The 19,142-nt window shown below is 50.6% G+C and carries 20 protein-coding genes and 1 riboswitch; of the genes, 7 read left to right on the forward strand and 13 right to left on the reverse strand.

Annotated features, from left to right (window positions below):
- Nucleotides 1-2: 2 nt before the first annotated feature.
- Together HND56_10980 and HND56_10985 are read right to left on the reverse strand one after the other, a co-directional pair.
- Entirely contained in the window at nucleotides 3-2,528 is a 2,526-nt protein-coding gene (locus HND56_10980; GenBank protein QKK06177.1) for a pentapeptide repeat-containing protein, read from the reverse strand.
- 141 nt (nucleotides 2,529-2,669) lie between these two features.
- Complete coding sequence (locus HND56_10985) at nucleotides 2,670-3,368, reverse strand: hypothetical protein (GenBank protein ID QKK06178.1); 699 nt, start codon at nucleotides 3,366-3,368, stop codon at nucleotides 2,670-2,672.
- A gap of 210 nt (nucleotides 3,369-3,578) precedes the next feature.
- Between HND56_10985 and HND56_10990 the strand changes: the two genes are divergently transcribed.
- The 4 genes from HND56_10990 (at nucleotide 3,579) to HND56_11005 (ending at nucleotide 7,392) form a co-directional block, all read left to right on the forward strand.
- Entirely contained in the window at nucleotides 3,579-4,982 is a 1,404-nt protein-coding gene (locus tag HND56_10990) for a phosphoglucosamine mutase (protein QKK06179.1), read from the forward strand.
- Nucleotides 4,983-5,153: 171 nt separating this feature from the next.
- On the forward strand, nucleotides 5,154-5,819 hold the full coding sequence (locus HND56_10995; GenBank protein QKK06180.1) for a hypothetical protein: 666 nt from the start codon (nucleotides 5,154-5,156) through the stop codon (nucleotides 5,817-5,819).
- Nucleotides 5,820-5,898: 79 nt separating this feature from the next.
- Entirely contained in the window at nucleotides 5,899-6,657 is a 759-nt protein-coding gene (locus HND56_11000) for a hypothetical protein (GenBank protein ID QKK06181.1), read from the forward strand.
- Nucleotides 6,658-7,392 (forward strand): hypothetical protein, encoded by a 735-nt coding sequence (locus HND56_11005; protein QKK06182.1) that lies wholly within the window; start codon nucleotides 6,658-6,660, stop codon nucleotides 7,390-7,392. It abuts the gene before it with no gap.
- On the opposite strand, the gene HND56_11010 is transcribed toward HND56_11005, so the two are convergent.
- Complete coding sequence (locus tag HND56_11010; GenBank protein QKK06183.1) at nucleotides 7,385-8,059, reverse strand: 2OG-Fe(II) oxygenase; 675 nt, start codon at nucleotides 8,057-8,059, stop codon at nucleotides 7,385-7,387. The two genes, HND56_11005 and HND56_11010, sit on opposite strands and share 8 nt — an antisense overlap.
- A gap of 97 nt (nucleotides 8,060-8,156) precedes the next feature.
- Here HND56_11010 and HND56_11015 point away from each other — a divergent pair, with 97 nt between their 5' ends.
- Nucleotides 8,157-9,572: a hypothetical protein gene (locus HND56_11015; protein ID QKK06184.1), complete on the forward strand. Its 1,416-nt coding sequence runs from the start codon at nucleotides 8,157-8,159 to the stop codon at nucleotides 9,570-9,572.
- On the opposite strand, the gene HND56_11020 is transcribed toward HND56_11015, so the two are convergent.
- Both HND56_11020 and HND56_11025 read right to left on the reverse strand, forming a co-directional pair.
- A complete protein-coding gene (locus HND56_11020; protein QKK06185.1) occupies nucleotides 9,556-9,972 on the reverse strand; it encodes a hypothetical protein in 417 nt (138 codons plus the stop codon). The genes HND56_11015 and HND56_11020 overlap by 17 nt on opposite strands.
- Nucleotides 9,973-10,052: 80 nt before the next feature.
- A complete protein-coding gene (locus tag HND56_11025) occupies nucleotides 10,053-11,219 on the reverse strand; it encodes a histone deacetylase (protein QKK06186.1) in 1,167 nt (388 codons plus the stop codon).
- A gap of 86 nt (nucleotides 11,220-11,305) precedes the next feature.
- On the opposite strand from HND56_11025, the gene HND56_11030 reads away from it, so the two are divergent.
- Nucleotides 11,306-12,403, forward strand: a complete 1,098-nt coding sequence (locus HND56_11030) for a hypothetical protein (protein QKK06187.1) — start codon at nucleotides 11,306-11,308, stop codon at nucleotides 12,401-12,403.
- A gap of 6 nt (nucleotides 12,404-12,409) precedes the next feature.
- On the opposite strand, the gene HND56_11035 is transcribed toward HND56_11030, so the two are convergent.
- Nucleotides 12,410-13,252, reverse strand: a complete 843-nt coding sequence (locus HND56_11035; GenBank protein ID QKK06188.1) for a hypothetical protein — start codon at nucleotides 13,250-13,252, stop codon at nucleotides 12,410-12,412.
- Between the two features lie 167 nt (nucleotides 13,253-13,419).
- Between HND56_11035 and HND56_11040 the strand changes: the two genes are divergently transcribed.
- Complete coding sequence (locus tag HND56_11040) at nucleotides 13,420-14,499, forward strand: molybdenum cofactor biosynthesis protein MoeB (GenBank protein ID QKK06189.1); 1,080 nt, start codon at nucleotides 13,420-13,422, stop codon at nucleotides 14,497-14,499.
- Here HND56_11040 and HND56_11045 read toward each other — a convergent pair.
- From HND56_11045 to moaA, 7 genes are all read right to left on the reverse strand, one after another.
- Complete coding sequence (locus tag HND56_11045; GenBank protein QKK06190.1) at nucleotides 14,482-15,261, reverse strand: sulfite exporter TauE/SafE family protein; 780 nt, start codon at nucleotides 15,259-15,261, stop codon at nucleotides 14,482-14,484. The two genes, HND56_11040 and HND56_11045, sit on opposite strands and share 18 nt — an antisense overlap.
- Nucleotides 15,262-15,263: 2 nt before the next feature.
- A complete protein-coding gene (locus tag HND56_11050) occupies nucleotides 15,264-15,584 on the reverse strand; it encodes a hypothetical protein (protein QKK06191.1) in 321 nt (106 codons plus the stop codon).
- An 8-nt stretch (nucleotides 15,585-15,592) separates the two neighbouring features.
- Complete coding sequence (locus HND56_11055) at nucleotides 15,593-16,129, reverse strand: molybdenum cofactor guanylyltransferase (protein ID QKK06192.1); 537 nt, start codon at nucleotides 16,127-16,129, stop codon at nucleotides 15,593-15,595.
- Between the two features lie 13 nt (nucleotides 16,130-16,142).
- Entirely contained in the window at nucleotides 16,143-16,619 is a 477-nt protein-coding gene (locus HND56_11060; GenBank protein QKK06193.1) for a molybdenum cofactor biosynthesis protein MoaE, read from the reverse strand.
- Nucleotides 16,619-16,870, reverse strand: a complete 252-nt coding sequence (locus tag HND56_11065; protein QKK06194.1) for a hypothetical protein — start codon at nucleotides 16,868-16,870, stop codon at nucleotides 16,619-16,621. Before HND56_11065 ends, HND56_11060 begins: the two co-directional genes overlap by 1 nt.
- A 13-nt stretch (nucleotides 16,871-16,883) precedes the next feature.
- Nucleotides 16,884-17,900, reverse strand: coding sequence for a bifunctional molybdenum cofactor biosynthesis protein MoaC/MoaB (locus HND56_11070; protein QKK06195.1), 1,017 nt, complete (start codon nucleotides 17,898-17,900; stop codon nucleotides 16,884-16,886).
- Nucleotides 17,901-17,905: 5 nt separating this feature from the next.
- Nucleotides 17,906-18,898, reverse strand: a complete 993-nt coding sequence (moaA, locus tag HND56_11075) for a GTP 3',8-cyclase MoaA (GenBank protein QKK06196.1) — start codon at nucleotides 18,896-18,898, stop codon at nucleotides 17,906-17,908.
- Nucleotides 18,890-19,015: riboswitch (molybdenum cofactor riboswitch) on the reverse strand. It overlaps the preceding gene by 9 nt.
- Nucleotides 19,016-19,142: the final 127 nt, after the last annotated feature.

Consider the following 19,142-nt stretch of genomic DNA (forward strand, 5'->3'; position numbering starts at 1 on the left):
CATTATTTTATAACGAATGCATTCGCATTTGGCTCAGATTGGAAGCTGGTAATCTTTTTCCCGGTTACGCCGTGAATGATGTACTCCATCCTATCATAGCCATATCCGCATTTAACAGTATTGGTGAAATTCGGTCTCTGCCAGGATTTATCATCGCGCCTATAGTTACGAAGCAGGCCGTAATTATACACTTTCACCCCTCGCGCTAAGCCTTCTACATCCTGATTATCCGCCCCGCTAATAATCACTGCGGCAATTTTCGTTTCATGCTCATTTTTAATACGCCAGATTGTTGGTTCATTGGTCGAAACCACCAATATGATAGGCACACCCGTTTTCTCAATAATGACCTCAACGATTGCTTGTTTGGGCACTCTATTATCTGCCCGCTGTTTATTCGTATAGCTACGATCTGTCGCAACCCCGTAGATCTCAGCACTGAAAGGAAGGCCATGAATTTTGTTGAGGAATAGAACTTCCGGGTCAATGTGCTCAGTATACTTTCTTCTGCTATAAGGGTTTACTTTCAGCATACCATGCTCATCAGGGTCAAATCCCTCTGGAAACAAGGTGCTTTCATCATAAATCGCTTTATCAAGATTCGCGTTATCAAACCGCGTTTCTAATAATCTGGCAGAACGAAAATCCGCGCTTGTAAGGTCTGCATTGGTGAAATCTGCCCTATCCATCACGGAATTCCACAAAACAGCATTGTTTAATTTCGCATCTTTAAAGTTAGCTCCCACAAGATATGATGCACCTATAGCCGTAGAGACTAGATTAGCGCCGGAAAAATCCGCCGCCGGAAGCCATGCACCGAAAAATATATGTTCCGATAAATCTAAATCACGGGCTATCAGTTTATAAATGTCATTGCCATCAGCTAATAATTCCGCCGAAGCGGGCCCCTTACGGTTTAACCATGTACAATTACCTATTTCATCCGCAGAGAAACCTCCTCCAAATGGAATAAATTTGTGGTCATTATATTTAAAATCGGCAGGGAATTTTACATTTTGTCCCAGTAACGCCCAACCAAAATTGGCATCCTCCAGCTTGGCTTCTGTGAAGTCCGTCTTATCCAGAACTGCACCAGAAAAATTAGCGTCGGTCAGATCGGTTTGTTTAAATTTGACGCCTGATAGCTTACAAAAAGAAAAATCCTTCTGAGGAGGCGCATTTACATCGGGTGCGTTTTTACCTATTGCCCAGATTGCCTTTTGATCCAACTTACATTTCGAAAAGTTGCGCAACCGATATATATTCGCGGATTTGACTGACGCATATTTCTCTTGCTGTTTTTGATACTCTCTAAACTTATTGTGTGAAGAGCATTCTTCAGTACGCCAGTTCTCTCCCGCAACCAAACCCTCCCCTTCATAACCATTGGGGAGTGATAAATTTGCGAGAGAGAAATCCGTATTCACAAAAAATGAGTTTTGAACCCTATCCAGCTGCGTATGCGAACATTTAAATGAGGCCGCAGAGAAGTCACTCTCATAAAATTCTGCTGTCAGCTTCGCATCACGGAAATTCGTATTATCCAACTCTGAATTTTTAATAGAGGCGTGACCAATTTGTGCGCCTCTAAAAATACCTCCTGTCAAATCGGCCTTCTCTATAACCAAGTGATCGATAACAGCATTCGAAAAATTCGCGTTTCGTAATTTCACATCTTTTAAATTCAGTTCTTTGATTTTGTAGCCAATAAAACGATAGGGGATATCCGGCATTTCTTTATACCCCAATTGAAGAAGCGCCAATATCCGCCACGGCACTCCACTTTCCTCTGTCGCAATCTTTAAGACTTCCTGATAGTCCCCAAGATTATACAATACGGCAGACAGCATATTACGGATTTCGTCATAGTTTTGGCCGCTCTTAAACAAAGCGTCATAAACCTCTCTGGCTTCCTGAAGTTTGTTTTCTTCTTCAAACAGTTTTGCCTTTTCAAGCATAAATGCCGTATATTCCCGCGTTCCGGCTTTCAGTTCCTGCATATAATATTCGTACCCTTGCAGAGTATGCTCCAACCGTTTATCTTCATCCGGAATCAGCTTTGCAGATAAATATTTTTCTAATTCAAGAATATCGGTTTGCCCTTTATTCTGCACCACATAGCCCGCCCATTTCGATGAAAAAGGTATAACCCGCGAACATGCTCCGCTGTTCTTATCCTTCCCAACAAAGACGATATATTCTTGGCCGGCCTTAAATCTTTTTCTTGAAGAAGATACGGTAAAATATTCTCCGATATCTCCCTTATAAACTTTAGACACACGGAATGTTACCTTTGCGGAGGCATGACCATCCCCCAGCCATGAATCCCATAAAGCCGCGATTGAGAACATACTCCAGACAGCCTCACCTCTGAAAATATATGATGAATCTGAATTTAAATACCTTTCGACCGGAACAATCATGCAAGAATTAGCATATGCCGTTGCCGGGTACATGCTGAAAACATGAAAAGTAATAATAAAAACAATGATAGCTTTTAGCTTACAAACATCCTGAATATTATTCATTGAGCGAGTATCCTTTGCATCACCTTTTCAGAGGTTCAGTTTCAGAATTATAATGTACCGCTTATAAAGTACTTAAGGAAGACGGGAAGGAAGTTGGGAAGCCCAACTGGAATAATCCAGACAAAAAAATGACAGCAGCACTTAAAGTCCGTGTTTCTTGCCTTTCGGACGTACAGGCACGCGTACGGGCGGGGAATTCTGCGCTGCAAAACGCGCGTTTTCATCCAGCTCCGTTTTCATTTTTTTCAGCATTTCATAGCTCGGTGTCCAGGGCAGTTCGCCGACCATCTCCTCCACTGCCGCTTTGGCTTTGGCGTGGTCTTCCGCGCTGGCGTTTTCAAGACATTCACCGCCATAGCGGCGGGCGATTTCATCTGCGGCATGGCTTTCCGTCACCGCCAGCAGCACGCTTTTGATTTTTTTGACATCGGAATCGTCAATCCGCACCGCTTCCAGCTGCGGGTTTTTCTCGCGGTAAGCATCCCACAGCTCATAAAAACTCAACAGGTGGAAAGTATCGAATTTGCGTTCATCCAGCGCGCTCGCCGTCTGGAAAATCGCGGTCAGTTTCTGTGCCTGCTGCGATTCTTCGGGAAAGACGTCATGCACAGGAGATTCAGGATTACCAAAGACCGACAACGCATGTACGCCACGGACAAAATTAGAAATTTCAACCGCCGTCAAACCGTCAGGCTGCTTGTAGCTGTCATAAGCGCAATCAAGAAAATTTTTCACGGCAAATTTCCGCATGGACTCATCCACCGGTTCAAAGAAGTCCGCGCCGCCGCCGCGTTCAACGGTTTTCAGAAAGTTTTTTACCCGCGTTGCCAGATCATCCATGATTTTATCCGTTTCGCCTTATTTTTTCGTTCCTCCTTTATATCATGTTATTTGTCATTATGTCAAATATTATGACGCCTTGCACCTGACTCTGGAAAAATGATAGCATGGAAAGGCACAAGTTGCTTTTCACGGTTAAAAAGGCTATTCTCCAGCCGTTTCCAAGAAAAACATAAAATAAAAACAGAAATAAGAGAGATTGAGCAGCATATGACGCGTCAGTATTTTGGAACCGACGGCATCCGCGGCACCGCGAATGTCGAACCGATGACCCCCGAAACCGCCATGCGCGCGGCAATGGCCACCGCACATATGCTGCGCGGGGGCGACCACCGCCATAAAGTCGTCATCGGCAAGGATACGCGTCTGTCCGGTTACCTTATCGAACCGGCAATGATGGCGGGCTTTATCTCTATGGGGATGGATGTGGTTCTGCTGGGCCCCGTGCCGACACCCGCTGTTGCTATGTTGACACGCTCCCTGCGTGCCGATCTTGGCGTGATGATTTCCGCCTCGCATAACCCGTTTGAAGATAACGGTATCAAGCTTTTCGGCGCGGACGGTTATAAACTCTCCGATGATATCGAACTGCAAATCGAACAGCTGATGGATGACCCGCTGCTGACATCTTTCCGCGCCGCGCCGGAAAATCTGGGGCGCGCCGCACGTCTGGAAGATGAAAGCGGCCGTTATATCGAACATGCCAAAGCCACCTTCCCGAAAGATCTGCGTCTGGACGGGCTGCGCATCGTTGTCGATTGCGCCAATGGTGCCGCCTATAAAACCGCCCCGAAAGTGCTGTGGGAACTGGGCGCGGATGTGATCGCGCTATCAACCTCCCCAAACGGTTTCAATATCAATAAAAACTGCGGTGCGACCGACCCTGCCGCCCTGTGCAAAGCCGTTGTCCAGAACCGCGCCGATATCGGTATCGCGCTGGACGGTGATGCCGACCGCGTTATCATGTGTGACGAAAAAGGCGAGGTTATCGACGGTGATCAGCTGATGGCGCTGATTGCCGCAGACTGGCACGAAACAGGCGTTTTAAAAGGCGGCGCCGTTGTCGCCACCGTCATGTCCAATCTGGGGCTGGAACGCTATCTGAACGATCTGGGCATTGCCTTGAAACGTATGCCGGTCGGTGACCGCTATGTTGTCGATCATATGCGCGGCAACGGCTATAATCTGGGCGGCGAGCAATCCGGCCATATCATTCTGGGCGATTACGGCACAACAGGTGACGGTACGCTGGCGGCTTTGCAGGTTCTCAGCATTATGCGCCGCAAAAAACTGCCTGCCAGCAAAATCGGCGGTGTCTTTACCCCCGTTCCGCAAATTCTGAAGAATATCCGCTTTCAACACAGTATTGATCTGGATACGCCGGAGGTTGCCGGATATCTTGCCCATCAGGAATCACTGCTGAAAGGCGCAGGCCGCATTCTGGTGCGCAAATCAGGGACGGAAGCTTTGATCCGCGTCATGGCCGAAGGTGATGACAATGCGCTTGTCACCCGTATGACGGAAGAAATCGCCGCATGGCTGCTGGAACGCGATATGCCGAAAAGCAGCGAAAAAAAAGGTGAAAGCGCCAAAAGCACAGGCGCAAACAGCTGATAAAAACCTAAAATCGCCGGAATAGCGAAAAAAGCGGCAAAAAGCCGCTTTTTTTAATGATTTGACGCATTTTTTTCTGGATTCTGTGCCGTGATTATGTTAACTTATATTTAACAATAAAAAGAAAAGAAACAAGACCTTAAAAAAAACGCTATCAGGGGAGGAAAGACCATGGCATCCAAGCTTTTGGAAAAATTCAACGCGCGTGTCGAAAAGGCAACAACCGCTGTTACCGGCATAAAACGCCAATATGAACAAAATCATCCGATGAAAAAACGTATGAGCTATCGCGACAATCTGCGCCTTGCAAATGCCGCGCAGGATGCCGTACAGGAAAACCGCGTCAAAAACACATTGCCGGTTTTCTATGATCTGGCAGATGAGCTGGCAACAGCGAAAGGCTGGGCCTTTAAAACCGAACATATCCGTGACGGTGCCGAAATTTCCAGCACAACATTGACCATGCGTTCCGCACGTTTTGACTTGCCGCAAGATCATTACGGCGAGGACAATATTTTCGCCCTGCAAATCAATCTGGCCTTTGACGCAAACGGTAAGCCGGATGTCACGGCAATGATGACCGTGCAAAAAGGTATGGATCCGGTCTTTGATGATTTCAATGCCAGACCGCGTATCAAATGGCAGGACCGCGTCACCTATGGCGTGACGCTGAAATGTGAAGAGGATGCCGTTGCCCTGCTGGAAAAATGGACGGCATTGCAATCCACTCCTGATTACGCGGAAGAGAAATCCCGCCTGAAAAAACTGCAGACCGGAACACCGAAACACGCCTTTCAGGACAAGCCGCAAAATATGCGTTTCGGCAACTGGGCCTAAGCCTCTTTAGGAAATCTTAAAACAACCGTCCTATTCTGAAAGCGGGGATACGCTTATCAGACAGGACGGGATGTTTTTTATGGGATTTTTATCAGCACTTGCCGGTTTTTTCGATACATCCACTGCCGCAACCGGCCTTGTTGCCGCCGGATTAACGGTCTGCCCCGTCCACCCGATCCCGCAGGTAGAAGTGCATTTTGCCGCGCAGCAGCCTTTTTACAGCGAGGATATCTCCGCCCGCCGTTTAACGGAAAATGCCCTGCAAGACCCCGATTCCACCATGACCCGCCATCAGGGCTGGACAGTACACGGTACAACCGCCCGTCAGATCAGTCACAAATTTTTTCTCAATTTCACGACCAGAAGCGACAAAGCGGGGAATATGTGTCTCTATTTCTCCCATGCCACATTTGCCATCACTTATTATCCCGCCGTCTTTATCGCGAGAGAGGCTTTGGACAAAAAATGCTATGCCGATGTCGTCCGCGCGCATGAAATGCAGCATGTCGCCATTGATATAGCGGGTATTCAGGAATATCTGCCCCATATCAAATCGGATATGCTGCTTTATCTGCGCTCCCTCGGTTATCAGGGTTTCGGGCCGATGAAACTGCAAGCCGCACAAGCCAAACAGAAGGAACTGCAAAAACAGGTGATGCAGGCGACAATTCCGATGATCGAAAAACTGCGTGTCGCCGTCAGGGAACGGCAAAGCGCCATTGACACACCGGAGAACTATCTCCGTGAACAGGCAAAATGCCCGGGAGACTTTCCCGAGATCGATTTTGAGCTGCTCAAAAAACAGCTCGGGCTCTCAACCTCTCCGCAGGCGCAGTAAATGGGGGTTCTTTCCGCAACCGCCATCCTTCTGAAACAACATGCCGCCAGCGGTCTGGTTGCCGCCGGACTGGTTGTCTGCCCCGTCAAACCGCCGCCGCAGGTTTATGTGCATTTTGCCGCTGAAAAGACCCTTTATAATACCGATTTCTCCGGTGCGCAGCTGGCACAGGGGCTGACAACACCCTCCGGCTCCTCCTTTGCCAGCCATAAAGGAACTTCCCCGGGCACGGACACGCTGCATGGTGTAACGATGCGCCAGCTGGGGCATCACCTGCGCATGGGGTTTAACACATGGACGGATCAGGACGGCAAAGCCTGTCTGTATTTCGAACATGCGACTTTTACCATCACCTATCAGGCCACTGTTTTTATCGCCAAGGAAATTCTGGATGATAAATGCTACGCCGATGTCGTCCGCGCCCATGAAAACCATCACATTATCATCGATCTTGATACCATCCACGAACATATCCCCGCCATCAAGACCCAGCTTTTACAGCATATCCGCAATATCGGCTATCAGGGGGTCGGGCCGGTGACGGCTGAACAAAAAGCCGCCAAGCGCAAAGAGATGAAAAAACAGCTCGCCGCTGCGGCAAGGCCGCTTGTCCGTCAATTGCGCCTGCAGGTAGCGCAGCGGCAGAATAAAATCGATACGCCGGAAAATCTGGCGCAGGAAGAAGCACATTGCGGCGCGAAAACCGATACGCCCGAAAACACCCCGCCTAAATAAGCGGATCCGCCCGTTCCGCCGAGGAATTGTTACAGCGGAACCAGCCCGCGATACTGCGGCGCACACGGTTTGCGGGTGTCACCTCATGCGGAATATCCTCGCTGAGGAAAACGGCGATGCTTCCCTCCTCCGGCAGCACAACATTCACAACACGGTTGTGATCATCACGGTCGAACAAGGTCAGCATCCCGCCGTCTTTTTCCCGCCATTCTTCATTCAGATAGCAGACCGTCGAGACAATGCGGTTTTTGCCGCCCTTCAGCGCATCAATATGTTTCTTGTAAAAACCGCCTGCGGGGTACATTGCGTAATGCGCTTCATATTCAAACAGGCCCAGAAACAGATCACGGTTCAAACACAGGCGCAGATTTTCCATCAAACCCGTATATTCCCGATCCGTGCTATGTGCGGGGTCCAGCCAGAATGTGCGGTCCCGGCGGATATCTTCCGCAATGCGGTTTTGATCCTCCCGCCCGATTCCGGCCGGGGTGAGTGCTTCCGCCTCTTCCAGCTCCGCCATCCGTGTCTTCAAAGCCGCCGCGAGGCCGATACCAAGATAATCGGGCTGTACGGACCAGCCTTTTTCAAATAGATCCTCCGCAATCCGCGCATGGAATATGGCGGCGGCATTATGCAGAAGCGGAGGTATCGTTACATTATGTGTCATGGATGCCAGTATTGCGCCCGAATATTAAAAAGCACAAGCAGGAAAATACACAAGCCGCAACAACGCTTCTTTAATAAGATTATTATATAATATTTCCATGGGAAAAAATGTCTTAAAAACACTGAAAGAGACGTTTCGCAAACTGTCGATCTCGCCGCTACAGCGGCGGATTGAACAGGCCATGCAGAACATGCATCCCGAGGCAGGGGCGCTGATGGAAAAGCTCGACCATCCGCGCCTGCACAGCCGGATCAAACGCAACGGTCAACAATGTTATCCCGAAGAGGATCGCATCCGTCTGGTGACCAATGAAAAAGCCGCCATCGAAACGGAGGCGGATATGGTCTATGCCGCCATGGTTGATATGGCAGAGAAAAAAGGGCTGGGCAACGCGGTTCTCGCAGCTGAGCGGCGCGAGATCAACAGCCGGATTTATACCGATTGGCAGGGGGACTGTACGCGTTTTAAATGCAGCGATCTTAACCATGGCGCGACGGGACGGAATGCCGCGCTGCTGCGTGCCTGTATAAGATTTCTGGAAGAGTCGGAGCTGCCGCAATGCGGCATGGTTGCAAAACTTCTGAAAGAACATGACATGACCGTCAATCTGCGCCCCGCGCAAAACAGCGCCCTTAGCGGCAGTTTTTCGCCCGACAGCAAGGAACTGACCCTGTTCTATGACCCCGAAATGGATGATCTGGATATTACCGGCAAACTGTGCCTGAACATTGTCCATGAAACCTGCCATTTCTATCAGGATCAAAAAGGTATCATGGCTGACAGTATGAAAGATGTGAACGCGTACAGGGAGATTTTTCATTTAAACGAATTGCAGGCACATACGGCGCAGTACAAAACCGCCCTCCAACTCTTGACCCAAAGCAGCCATTATCAGGATTTTGCCGCCCGCCAAACCGATATTGACGCCTTGTCGGAAAAACTGGGAACATCGCCGCAATTGCAGGATCGCATCTGTTTCCAGCATCTGTGTCAAAGCCGGGCCGGCACAACCATTCTGCTCAACCTGCAGCAACACAGCCTTGCGGAAGTCATACCGCCCGATCCGGTTTTTTCCGAAGCGCTGGTCAAGGAGGCACTCTGTTTCGGAGAAATTACCGCCATCACCGAAAACGGCATCCAATATGAGACGGATCAGCTGTCCCGCATGCAGCGCTATGCCCATTCCCACATTGCGGTTTTGAATTACACGGAGGCGCGCGGTGACGGCATGGATTTTGAAACAGCCGTGCAGCAGCATTTTCAAACATCTTTAGGGTTGGAAACAACCGGAAACACCGTCCCCTTTGCAGATAAGGACCTGTCTTTCGTCAGTCCGGTCACACAGCGCGAGATCAGTGTCGGCGCGATTGAAATGCTGTGGGAAAAGACCGGATTTGAACAAACGGGTTTCGGTAATCTGGGGCAGGCCAGCGAGGATGTCCTTGCCAAATCAACACCCGAAAAACCGCAAAAAACACCAAAAAACAGTCACCGTTTCAGCGCCGGTGCCTGATAAAATTTCTCAGCGATGTCTGGCGTACGCGTACTGCCGTATTTTGTTCGGCGCGTAATTCCTCCCGCGTTTTCGGTACCAAATGGCGGTATTTTTCCTGCTGGTCTTCCGGCAGGGCTGCAAAATTTGCGCCGTGCAAAATCAAGACGCCCACTGTTTCTTCATGGTCATTCTTTGCCGCGCATTTCAATGCTTCGTCTTCCTGCGCATGAATATCCAGCCCCATCTCAAGCAGCAGTAAAACCGTGGAGGTATAGCCTTTTCCCGCCGCCGCCTGCAAAGCCACATCTTTATAGGCGCGCGGATTCGCGCCCATGCGCACCTGTTCCCGCAAGTCATCATCCTTGCCTTGAACCGCAGCCATAATCATATGGTTATCCAGCTTTGTCTGTGAGGGCAATGCCGTGTCTCCGCCTGTGTTAGAAAATTGGTTTTCCGTTATTTTTCGATGCGTTACCCTAACAATTATTTTCCGTAATGTCAAGGTTTTCCTGCTACGGAAAACAACCCGAATTGCCGCTCCAGATTCAGGATGCTTTGCGCGATGATATGCGCGTTGCTTTTCTGATAGCCGCCGCCCAGCAACATCACGACAGGCACGTCATGGTCAAAGGCCTGCCGGAACACCATTTCATCGCGTTTTATAATTCCCTCCGCAGATATAGCCAGCGCCCCCAGCGGATCACCTTCCAGAATATCGGTACCGGCAATATAAATAACGATATCGGGATGAAATTCCGCGAAGGCCTGCGGCAATGCCTTATCCAGCAGTCCGAAATACAGTTTATCACCGGAAAAGGCGCGCAATTCGACCGCCTGATCAATTCCCTGTTTGGCTTTTACATCATGCGGATAGATTTCGGTATTATAGGCATCCAGAATATAAACATCCTCATCCTCTATAAAATCCGTTCCATGACCGTTGCCCTGATGTGCATCCAGATCAATAATCATCGCCTTTTTTATTTTTCCCTCGCGGCGCAGATATTTGATCACCATGCCGATATCCGCCAATGCGCAAAAACCTTCCCCCCTGCCGGCGGAGGCATGATGAAAGCCGCCGCCCAGATTAACAGCCCAGCCATGTTCCAATGCCGCCAGCGCCGCCAGCAAGCTGCCGCCGGTCTGGTATTTCATCGGCTCCAACACCAGATTATTTACCAGCTTATCCGGCAGGATGCGCAGGAAACCCAGCTCGGTAATCCGTGCAATGGTTCGTGCATATTGTAATGAGTCCAGATAATCAGCTGTATGCGCCAAATTCAGCAATGCCGTATCAGGCTTGGCTGCTGTGATGAAATACTGCACGACATCAGGCTTTTTCTGCTTCAGCTCTGCGTAAATCCGCCCGTATTTTTTGCTGTCAAACGGATGCAGATTTTCCAAACCGCGAAAGGAGATATTATAGTGCGGGCTGTAAACAACCGGGATATTATCCTTAAAAGACTGCGCAGGGTTCAGGAAGTTGTCCTCCGGTGTCACGAACATCCCCACCGCCACATTGATTAGCAAAGCCAGCAGAACGGGCAGGTAAATATACAGCGCCCTTTTACGGGTGTTTTGATTATACAGCCTGTCCTTCCAGAATTTCTTACCCATGTGATCTTCCTGTTCTTTTACACCGCCTTTATCGTGAAAGATAATCACCTTGCCGTAAACACTCTTTTTACCTTTTTCATATAATATGTATTAAACCACGAAAAATAAGATATAACGGGACGAAGGACGGTATCATGGCAGGCACGGCACCAAAACACAGGCGGGGATATTTGATCGCAACATTCGCAGCCGTTCTGCTGGCAGGCGGTTACGGATTAACGCATAAAAGCGATAACGCCGCCCCTTCCGCAGAGCGCGATGAAAGAACCGTCCTTGATATGCAGGAACAAGTGCGCAGCTGGAGCGAAGGTTTTGCCCTGCAAAAACAAGTTGAAACCGCGCTGCAAAACCGTGACCCCGATCAGGCCGCCGCGTTACTGGCTGATGCCCCTTCTTTTGCCGAGGATGCCGACGCTTTTGCCTTTAATATCCTGAATACAGCTGCCGAAGACGGGCTCAGCGATATCGCCCTACTGACCATGGAAAAACTGCCTTATAATGCCGAAGCGGTGCAAAACGCCGTTGAAACCGCGCTGCAAAACGGGCATCCGGATTTTGCCGAAAATGTTCTGGCCGCCTCCAAAGCTTTTCCCGATGACGAATATGCTTTCGCCTTCAATATTCTCAGCACCGCCGCCGAAAACGGGCTGGAGCGCATTGCCGTTCTAACGACGGAAAAACTGCCCTATGATGCGGATTCCGTACAGAATGCCGTTGAGGTCGCCCTGCAAAATGAACAGCCGGATTTTGCCGAAGCTTTGCTGGCCGCCTCCAGATCCTTTGCGGATGATGACGGCGCTTTTGCCTTTAACATTCTGGCCATGGCGGGGGTGAACGGGCTGAACCGTGTCGCCGTTCTGACCACCGAAAAACTGCCCTATGACGGTGATGCCGTACAATATGCCGTTGAAGCCGGTTTGCAGAATGACCATCCCGATTTCGCCGCCGCATTACTGACGGCCTCCCGCTCTTTCGCAGATGATAAACGTGCTTTCGCTTTTAATATTCTGGTCACAGCGGGGGAAAACGGGCTGAATGATATCGCCCTGCTGACCATGCAGAAACTGCCCTATGACGCCGATACGGTCGAAGCCGCAACCAAAGCCGCCAAAGAAAACGGCCATCCCGACACGGCGGATACCATCAATCAGGCGGCAAAAGCTACCGCGGGCGCAGAGCAGAAAATCGTGCAAAATGCCGCTCCCGGCAAGCCGCAGAACCTGCGCGGATAACCTTGCCTATTCCGCAGGCCGGAACGCCGCAAAGGCCCGCACCATATCACGGTTACAGTCAATCCGCGCCCGTGCCGGTTTCAGGCAGGGCGTTTCCGTTGTCACAACGCGCGGAATACCCTTGCGGGTTAACAGCCCCTCGAAGGTCGCATCAAAATCATTATGCCAGATGCCGTTTTTCAGCTTGGGATCAATCAGCGTATCGGCACCGCCGTCTTTGATAATGCCGACATGCTCTCTTAAACAGGTCAGGAAAATCTCGGCAAAGGGGCTGGGTTGTTCCGCATCTTCACTAAGAAAAATAAAGCCTTCATTCAAACCGTCATCTTCATGCTGGGTGACGAAACCGTCCCGCGCCAATGCCGTAAGGCGGTCGATATGTGCCACCAATATCTTTCCCTCGACGGACGGTTCCGTCCTGTTTTTATAAATGTCCTCGCTGTTATCACTTATCAATTCGGGCACAAAACTGCGGTTCGGATTCTCGCCATACAGATTCAGCCGCGTCCCTGCGGCAAATCCCGTCGGATTGACCAGCGGCAAAAAGGAATGATTCACCGCAGTCAGCTCCGCCGCTGTTGCCGTTTCAAGATATTCAAGAATGCCCCACACGCCGGCAGGTTCTTCGCCGTGAAAACCGCCCGCCGATAACAGCGATAATTTTTCCGGATCCGGTGTTTCAGGAAACAGCAGGAAAATATCATAACCCTCAACCTGCCCCAGCGCTTCCAGCACATAAGGGCGGATCGCATTCATACGGGCCGCCGCCGCATGCAGTCTTTCATAAAACAATCCGATATCATGCAGATGCGGGAAATCCGGCGGTGATTTTTTATCAATCTCTGTCATATGCCCTCCCTTGTCAAAACCAACAGATAAATGATGGCGTAAAACAGCCTGCCGGACAATGGTGATGTGCCGGTATTGTCATCAAAGTTCGAATGTCACTGTTTTACCGCAGCAAATCCCGTCGATATCTTCTGGCGTCCGGCGGGAAAGCCGTGTAACTTTTACACATGATGAATGATCGTTACAGCCGTCAAACAGTCTTGCCGGAGATTACGCCGGAAGGGCAGAACAAGCTGTCGCACGCAGATGTGTTATGCATCGGTGCCGGCGGGCTGGGCTGTCCTGCCTTGCTGTATCTGGCCGCGGCAGGGATCGGGCATCTGGGGATTGTGGATTTTGATATTGTAGAGGAAAGCAATCTGCAACGGCAAATCCTGTTCAGTACCGATCAAACCGGACAAAATAAGGCCACCGCAGCACGCGATAAACTGCGCGCGTTGAATCCCGCCATTCACATCACCGCCCATGCGGAAGAACTGAATGAAGCCAATGCGGAAGATATTTTTTCCGGCTATGATATCATTATTGACGGTACGGATAATTTCGCCGCCAAATTCCTGATTAATGACACCGCCGTCAAATGCGGAAAACCTCTTATTTACGGCTCCGTTTCCGGATTTGAAGGACAGGTCTCCGTCTTCAACCTGCAGGACGGGCCCTGCTATCGCTGTCTTTACCCTGCGCCGCCGCAATCCTATATTCCCAACTGTGCCGAGGCCGGTGTGATCGGCGCGGTTGCCGGACTGGTCGGCACGCAACAAGCCCTGCAGGCCATTCAGATCATTGTTGCCGATGAAAGCTTTGCGCCGCTGACGGGGAAATTATGGATGATTGACGCGCATGACATGCAAACGCAGTGCCTGACGCTACCGAAAAATCCCTCCTGCCCCGTCTGCGGCCTGAAAAAAGAGCAGATTGTGCTGGAATACAGCTCCCCTGTCTGCGGCTTCATTTCGGAGGTTACACCGGAGCAGGCTCAGGAAAACAAAGAGGCTGTTTTCATTGATGTGCGCGAAGCGCATGAATGGCAGGCAGGACATATTGCGGCGGCACAACATATCCCGCTTTCCGCACTGTCGCAAAATAACATTCCCGATTTGCCGCGCGATTGTGACCTTATTCTCTATTGCCGCAGCGGAAAGCGCAGCATAACAGCGGCGAGAATTCTTCTGGCGGAAGGCTATCTGAATGTTTACAGCATGTCGGGCGGCTATGTGGAATGGTCACGCCTAGAAAACCATAGCTGACCAACGCCACAGCAAACGCAAAGCAACATATAAAATCAATATGGCTGTCAGCAAAGCAACCAGCCGCTTTTCCATTTTTACCGCGCCCAGCCATGAGCCGATCTGTCCGCCGGCCAGTACGGCCAGTCCCAGCGGCCAGTAACCGGCAAGCTGTGATATAAGCGCCGTACCGTAAAGCTTCACGGCATGCCCGCCCAGACCTGCAAGCGAGTTACACAAAATAAATACGGCGCAAGTACCGGCAATGGCTTTGGCGTGATCCCAGCGCAGAATATAAAGAAGCGGCGCAAGAAAAATACCGCCGCCAATCCCGACAATTCCCGCCAACAGCCCCAGACATAAACCGGCAAAACAGGGCAGCAATACGGGAAAGCGCTGTAATATGTTTTGCATGTGCTGCGCCGGAATATCCTTCTTCCGGACTTCAAAATGCATCATATGACCGCCCGCAACCAGCAGTGACATGCCGAGAAGGCCGGTAAAGAAACTCTCGGAAACCTCCCACACACCTCCCAGAAAAGCTGCCGGAACGGATGTCACAATCCACGGCAGCACGCGCCGCAGACGGATATGTCCGGCTTTTGAAAACCGCCACACACCGCCGGAGACGACGATCAGGTTGCACAGCAGCGCAATAGAGGGAAAAATGCGGTAATCCGTTTCGGCCAGCGACAAAAGAGCATTATAAGTCGAGCCGCCGCCGAACCCTGCCGCCGCATAAAATAATGCGACAATAAAAAAACACAGCGTCAGGAAAAACACCTTTACGACCCCGTATGTGTTTTACGTGCATCCACAAGCAGCCGTACGGTCGTGCCGCCATCGGTGACGGCAATACCGTCACGGCTTTTTCCCATCGCCTTCAACTGTGCCAGCTTTTCAGCGCCGACCGTCAACCGCAGCGTTGCGGAGTCTTTGTCCATCTGATATTGCGCAGACATCTCCTCAGAAAAATCCGGTTTAAGATCAATCATCACTGTCATAGAGGCAGCACCGATTGCCAGTTGATTAACCACCGGATTTCCTGCCAAAAGCTCTTCCAGCTCGCGATCCGTAATCTTAAAGCGCAAAGATGCCCCATCCATTCTTACATTCATTTTCCGACAACCTCTTTCCATTCCTCCGGTGTATTGGCATTCAGCATGTCATGCGCATATTTCGCCGGAAGTTCCTGTGCGGCGATTTTTTCTGCGTCTAATAATCCGCGCATTGATACGGCACCGGCATCCCCGCATAAAGGAAGCGGCACATAAAGCGGGAAAGGATGACCGGAAAAATACGCCCCCTTCTCTATACCGCATAAATACCGCAAGGCTTCGGCAGAGAGCAGCGGCATATCCACCGGTACGCAAAGCACACCCTGATAGACCTCTCTCTCTGCCAATGTCTGCAGCACATGGCGTAAAGCCACCGCCGGACCCGCATATTCTTCCTGATCGGGAATACAGTCATAGCCCGCGTAACGGCCGCTGACAAAGATATCCGCCGCGCCCGCCTCCTGCAACAGAGCCGTCATATGATCCAGCAGGCTGCGGCCTTCATATTGCAGCAGCGCCTTATTCTGCCCCATGCGGGAGGATTGCCCGCCGGCCAGAACCACACCGGCAATTTTCCGTTCCGTATCCGTCATGCCCGCCTCTCGATTATGAGCATTTTCCGCAACAGATGCTATCTGCGGCCGCGTCTTCTTTCAGAGAATGGCCGGGAAGCCAGTCGCTTTTACCATCCGTATAATGTTCCTGTTTCCAGACCGGCGCCCGCAGCTTCAATTCTTCAATCACATAACGGCAGGCTTCGAATGTTTCCGCACGGTGCGGTGCGCTGACAGCGATAATAACGCTGATACCGCCGACAGGCAGCTCGCCTTTATAATGAGCAACATAATAGCGCGTTTCAGGCCACAAACCCTCGGCCTCCGTACAAATATCGCTCAAAGCCTTTTTGGCCAGATTATCGTGAATATCATAGGTTATGCCCGTGACATCATTGCCTTCGTGGTTATTGCGGACACGTCCGACAAACAGGTTCGTTGCACCGGCCCCCCCATTATCGACAAAATCACAGGCGGTTTCGATATTCAGGGGTTTATCCGTTATCTGAACGCAAATATTTTCCATCATCAACCTCCGCAAACAGGCGGCAAAATAGACAGTTTCATACTGTTTTCCAGCACGTAACCGTCCGGCAATATTGCCTCATCATCCGCAAGAACGGACTCAAAAACCAATGCCGCATCCGTATCTTTCAATTGCAGACTGATCTGCTGTTTTACAGTCCCGATGGTACTGCCGGCCGGAAGGCGCAGCTGCATGTTTTGGCCGTTTTTACGGAACATACCGAAAAGCTTGATCTGAATATCGATATCCGTCATTGTTTTCTCCTTTTTAAAATCCCTGTTTCGCGATTTTATCCAGCGCATTTCCCAAAAACGGAATAAGAATGTCCCAGCATTCTTTTACAGCCTTCGGACTGCCGGGAAAGGCAATCACCAGCGTTGGCCCGATCATTCCCGCCGTCATCCGCGACAGCCAGGCCGTATCGGTATAATGAAGACTTTCAGAGCGCAGCAAATCACCCAGCCCGTCCATCATACGGTCGCTGATCTCCGACAAGACATCAGGGGTAACATCCCGCGGACCCGGCCCTGTCCCGCCGGAGGCAATCAGCAGAGCGGGTTTTTTATCCGCACATATCCGCAGCAATGCCGCAGAGATTGCTTCTTTCTCATCCGGAATAACCTCATAAGCGGACAGCACCGCCCCCTGATCTTCCAATAAGCTGTTTATGACGGCGCCGGATTCATCGCTGTATTCCCCTTTGGCCGCGCGGTCACTCATCACCAGAACACCCGCCTTTTTTCCTTCGAGACTGCGCGTGGAAGGGAGTTGCGATTCAAGCCATTCCGGTATCCCGTCCGGATGCGTCCAGATACCGCTTTTTCCACCTGTTTTCGCAAGCAGGGTGATCTCCCCCATTTTAAGTGCGGGGTCAACGCCTTTGGTCAGATCCCATATCGTCAGCAGCGCCGCATTCACCCCCGCCAGCGCTTCCATTTCAACACCTGTTTTGGCAAAAGCCGCCGCCTGACAATAGACCGTCACGCAATGCAAATCATCATCCAAAACACAATGGATCGTCACCTGATCCAAAGGCAGCGGGTGGCACATCACCAATAGATCCGGCGTTTTTTTCGCACCGGCAATACCCGCCGCTTCCGCCAGCGCAAGCACATTCCCCTTCGGTAATGTGCCTGTTTTTATTTTTTCGAACGCCTCCGCGCTCATATAGATGCTGCCCGCCGCAACGGCGCGGCGGCGTGTCGGACGTTTGCGCCCCACATCAATCATCTTGAATTGCGTTTCCGTTGCCGGAAATGAAATCACCTGTTCTGTTTTTGCCATGATCGTCAGCCTCCTATTGATGCCAGATGCGGCGTTGCACCGCTATCATTCTGCTGCAGGAAATGTGAACTGCGCTTAAACCGCATCAGCTCCATCATTTTATCCTGCAGCGCTTCCATTTGGTCGTCACTTTGCAAAAGCTCACGGAGCGAATACCCTCCCGTGCCGAATAAACAAAGATGCAGCGCCCCCTTTGCCGAGACACGCAACCGGTTACATGTCTTGCAGAAATCTTTTGAATAAGGAGCAATAATACCGATTTTACCGCGGCTGCCGGAATGCGTAAATTCAACAGCCGGTCCCGCGCCCTCCGCCCGTTCTATTTCCTGCCAGCCGCGCGCCGACAGCCTGTCCCTGACCGTCTGTCCCGATAAATGATGCGTACCGTAATATTCCTGATTATCCAATGTCCGCATCAATTCGATAAAGCGCAGCGAAAGCGGCTTATCATGCACAAAATCCAGAAAATCATCCAGTTCATCGTCATTCAGACCTTTCAGCAAAACCGTATTGATTTTCACCGCCTCGAATCCCGCATCAAAGGCCGCGTCGATCCCTTCGAGTATCTCCTCCAGACGGTCATGGCCTGTGATTTTGTGAAATTTATCCGCTTTTAAAGAATCTATGCTGATATTGATCGCCCTGAGACCGGCATTATAAAATTCCTCCGCCCGCTCCGGCAGGCGGTAGCCGTTTGTTGTAAAGGCCAGTCTTTCGATCCCCGGCGTTGCGGCAACGGTTTCGACGATTTCGGTAAAGTCACTGCGTACCGTCGGCTCCCCCCCTGTCAGGCGGATTTTCCATGTCCCCATTCCGGCAAAGGCGCGTGCAATCCGTCCGATTTCTTCGACGGATAAAAACGGCTCACAACCGCTTTTCTTATATCCGTCGGGCAGGCAATAGGAACAGCGGAAATTACACACATCCGTCACGGACAGGCGCAGATAGGGAAAGCGCCTGCCGAAACCATCCGTCAGTACTGTTTGGTCGTCCTTCATCTTTACTCCTTTCCAAACACGGGAGGCCGCAGCGTTTCCACATACGACCCCGGCCAGACAACCATATTTTCCGGTATTGAAAAACTTAGGCGGCAAGGCTCGGAGTTGCCAGATTTCCTATTTGGTGGAAACATGGCAATATCGTTATGATTCGACTATGGAGGAAATATCACCTTTGTCAATTGATCCAAATCAACCCGCAGGGGAAATTATTCCAATTGTTGTGACTTTATAAATAAAAAGA

The organism is Pseudomonadota bacterium (assembly GCA_013285465.1).
Classification (GTDB): Bacteria; Pseudomonadota; Alphaproteobacteria; order Micavibrionales; family CSBR16-224; genus CSBR16-224.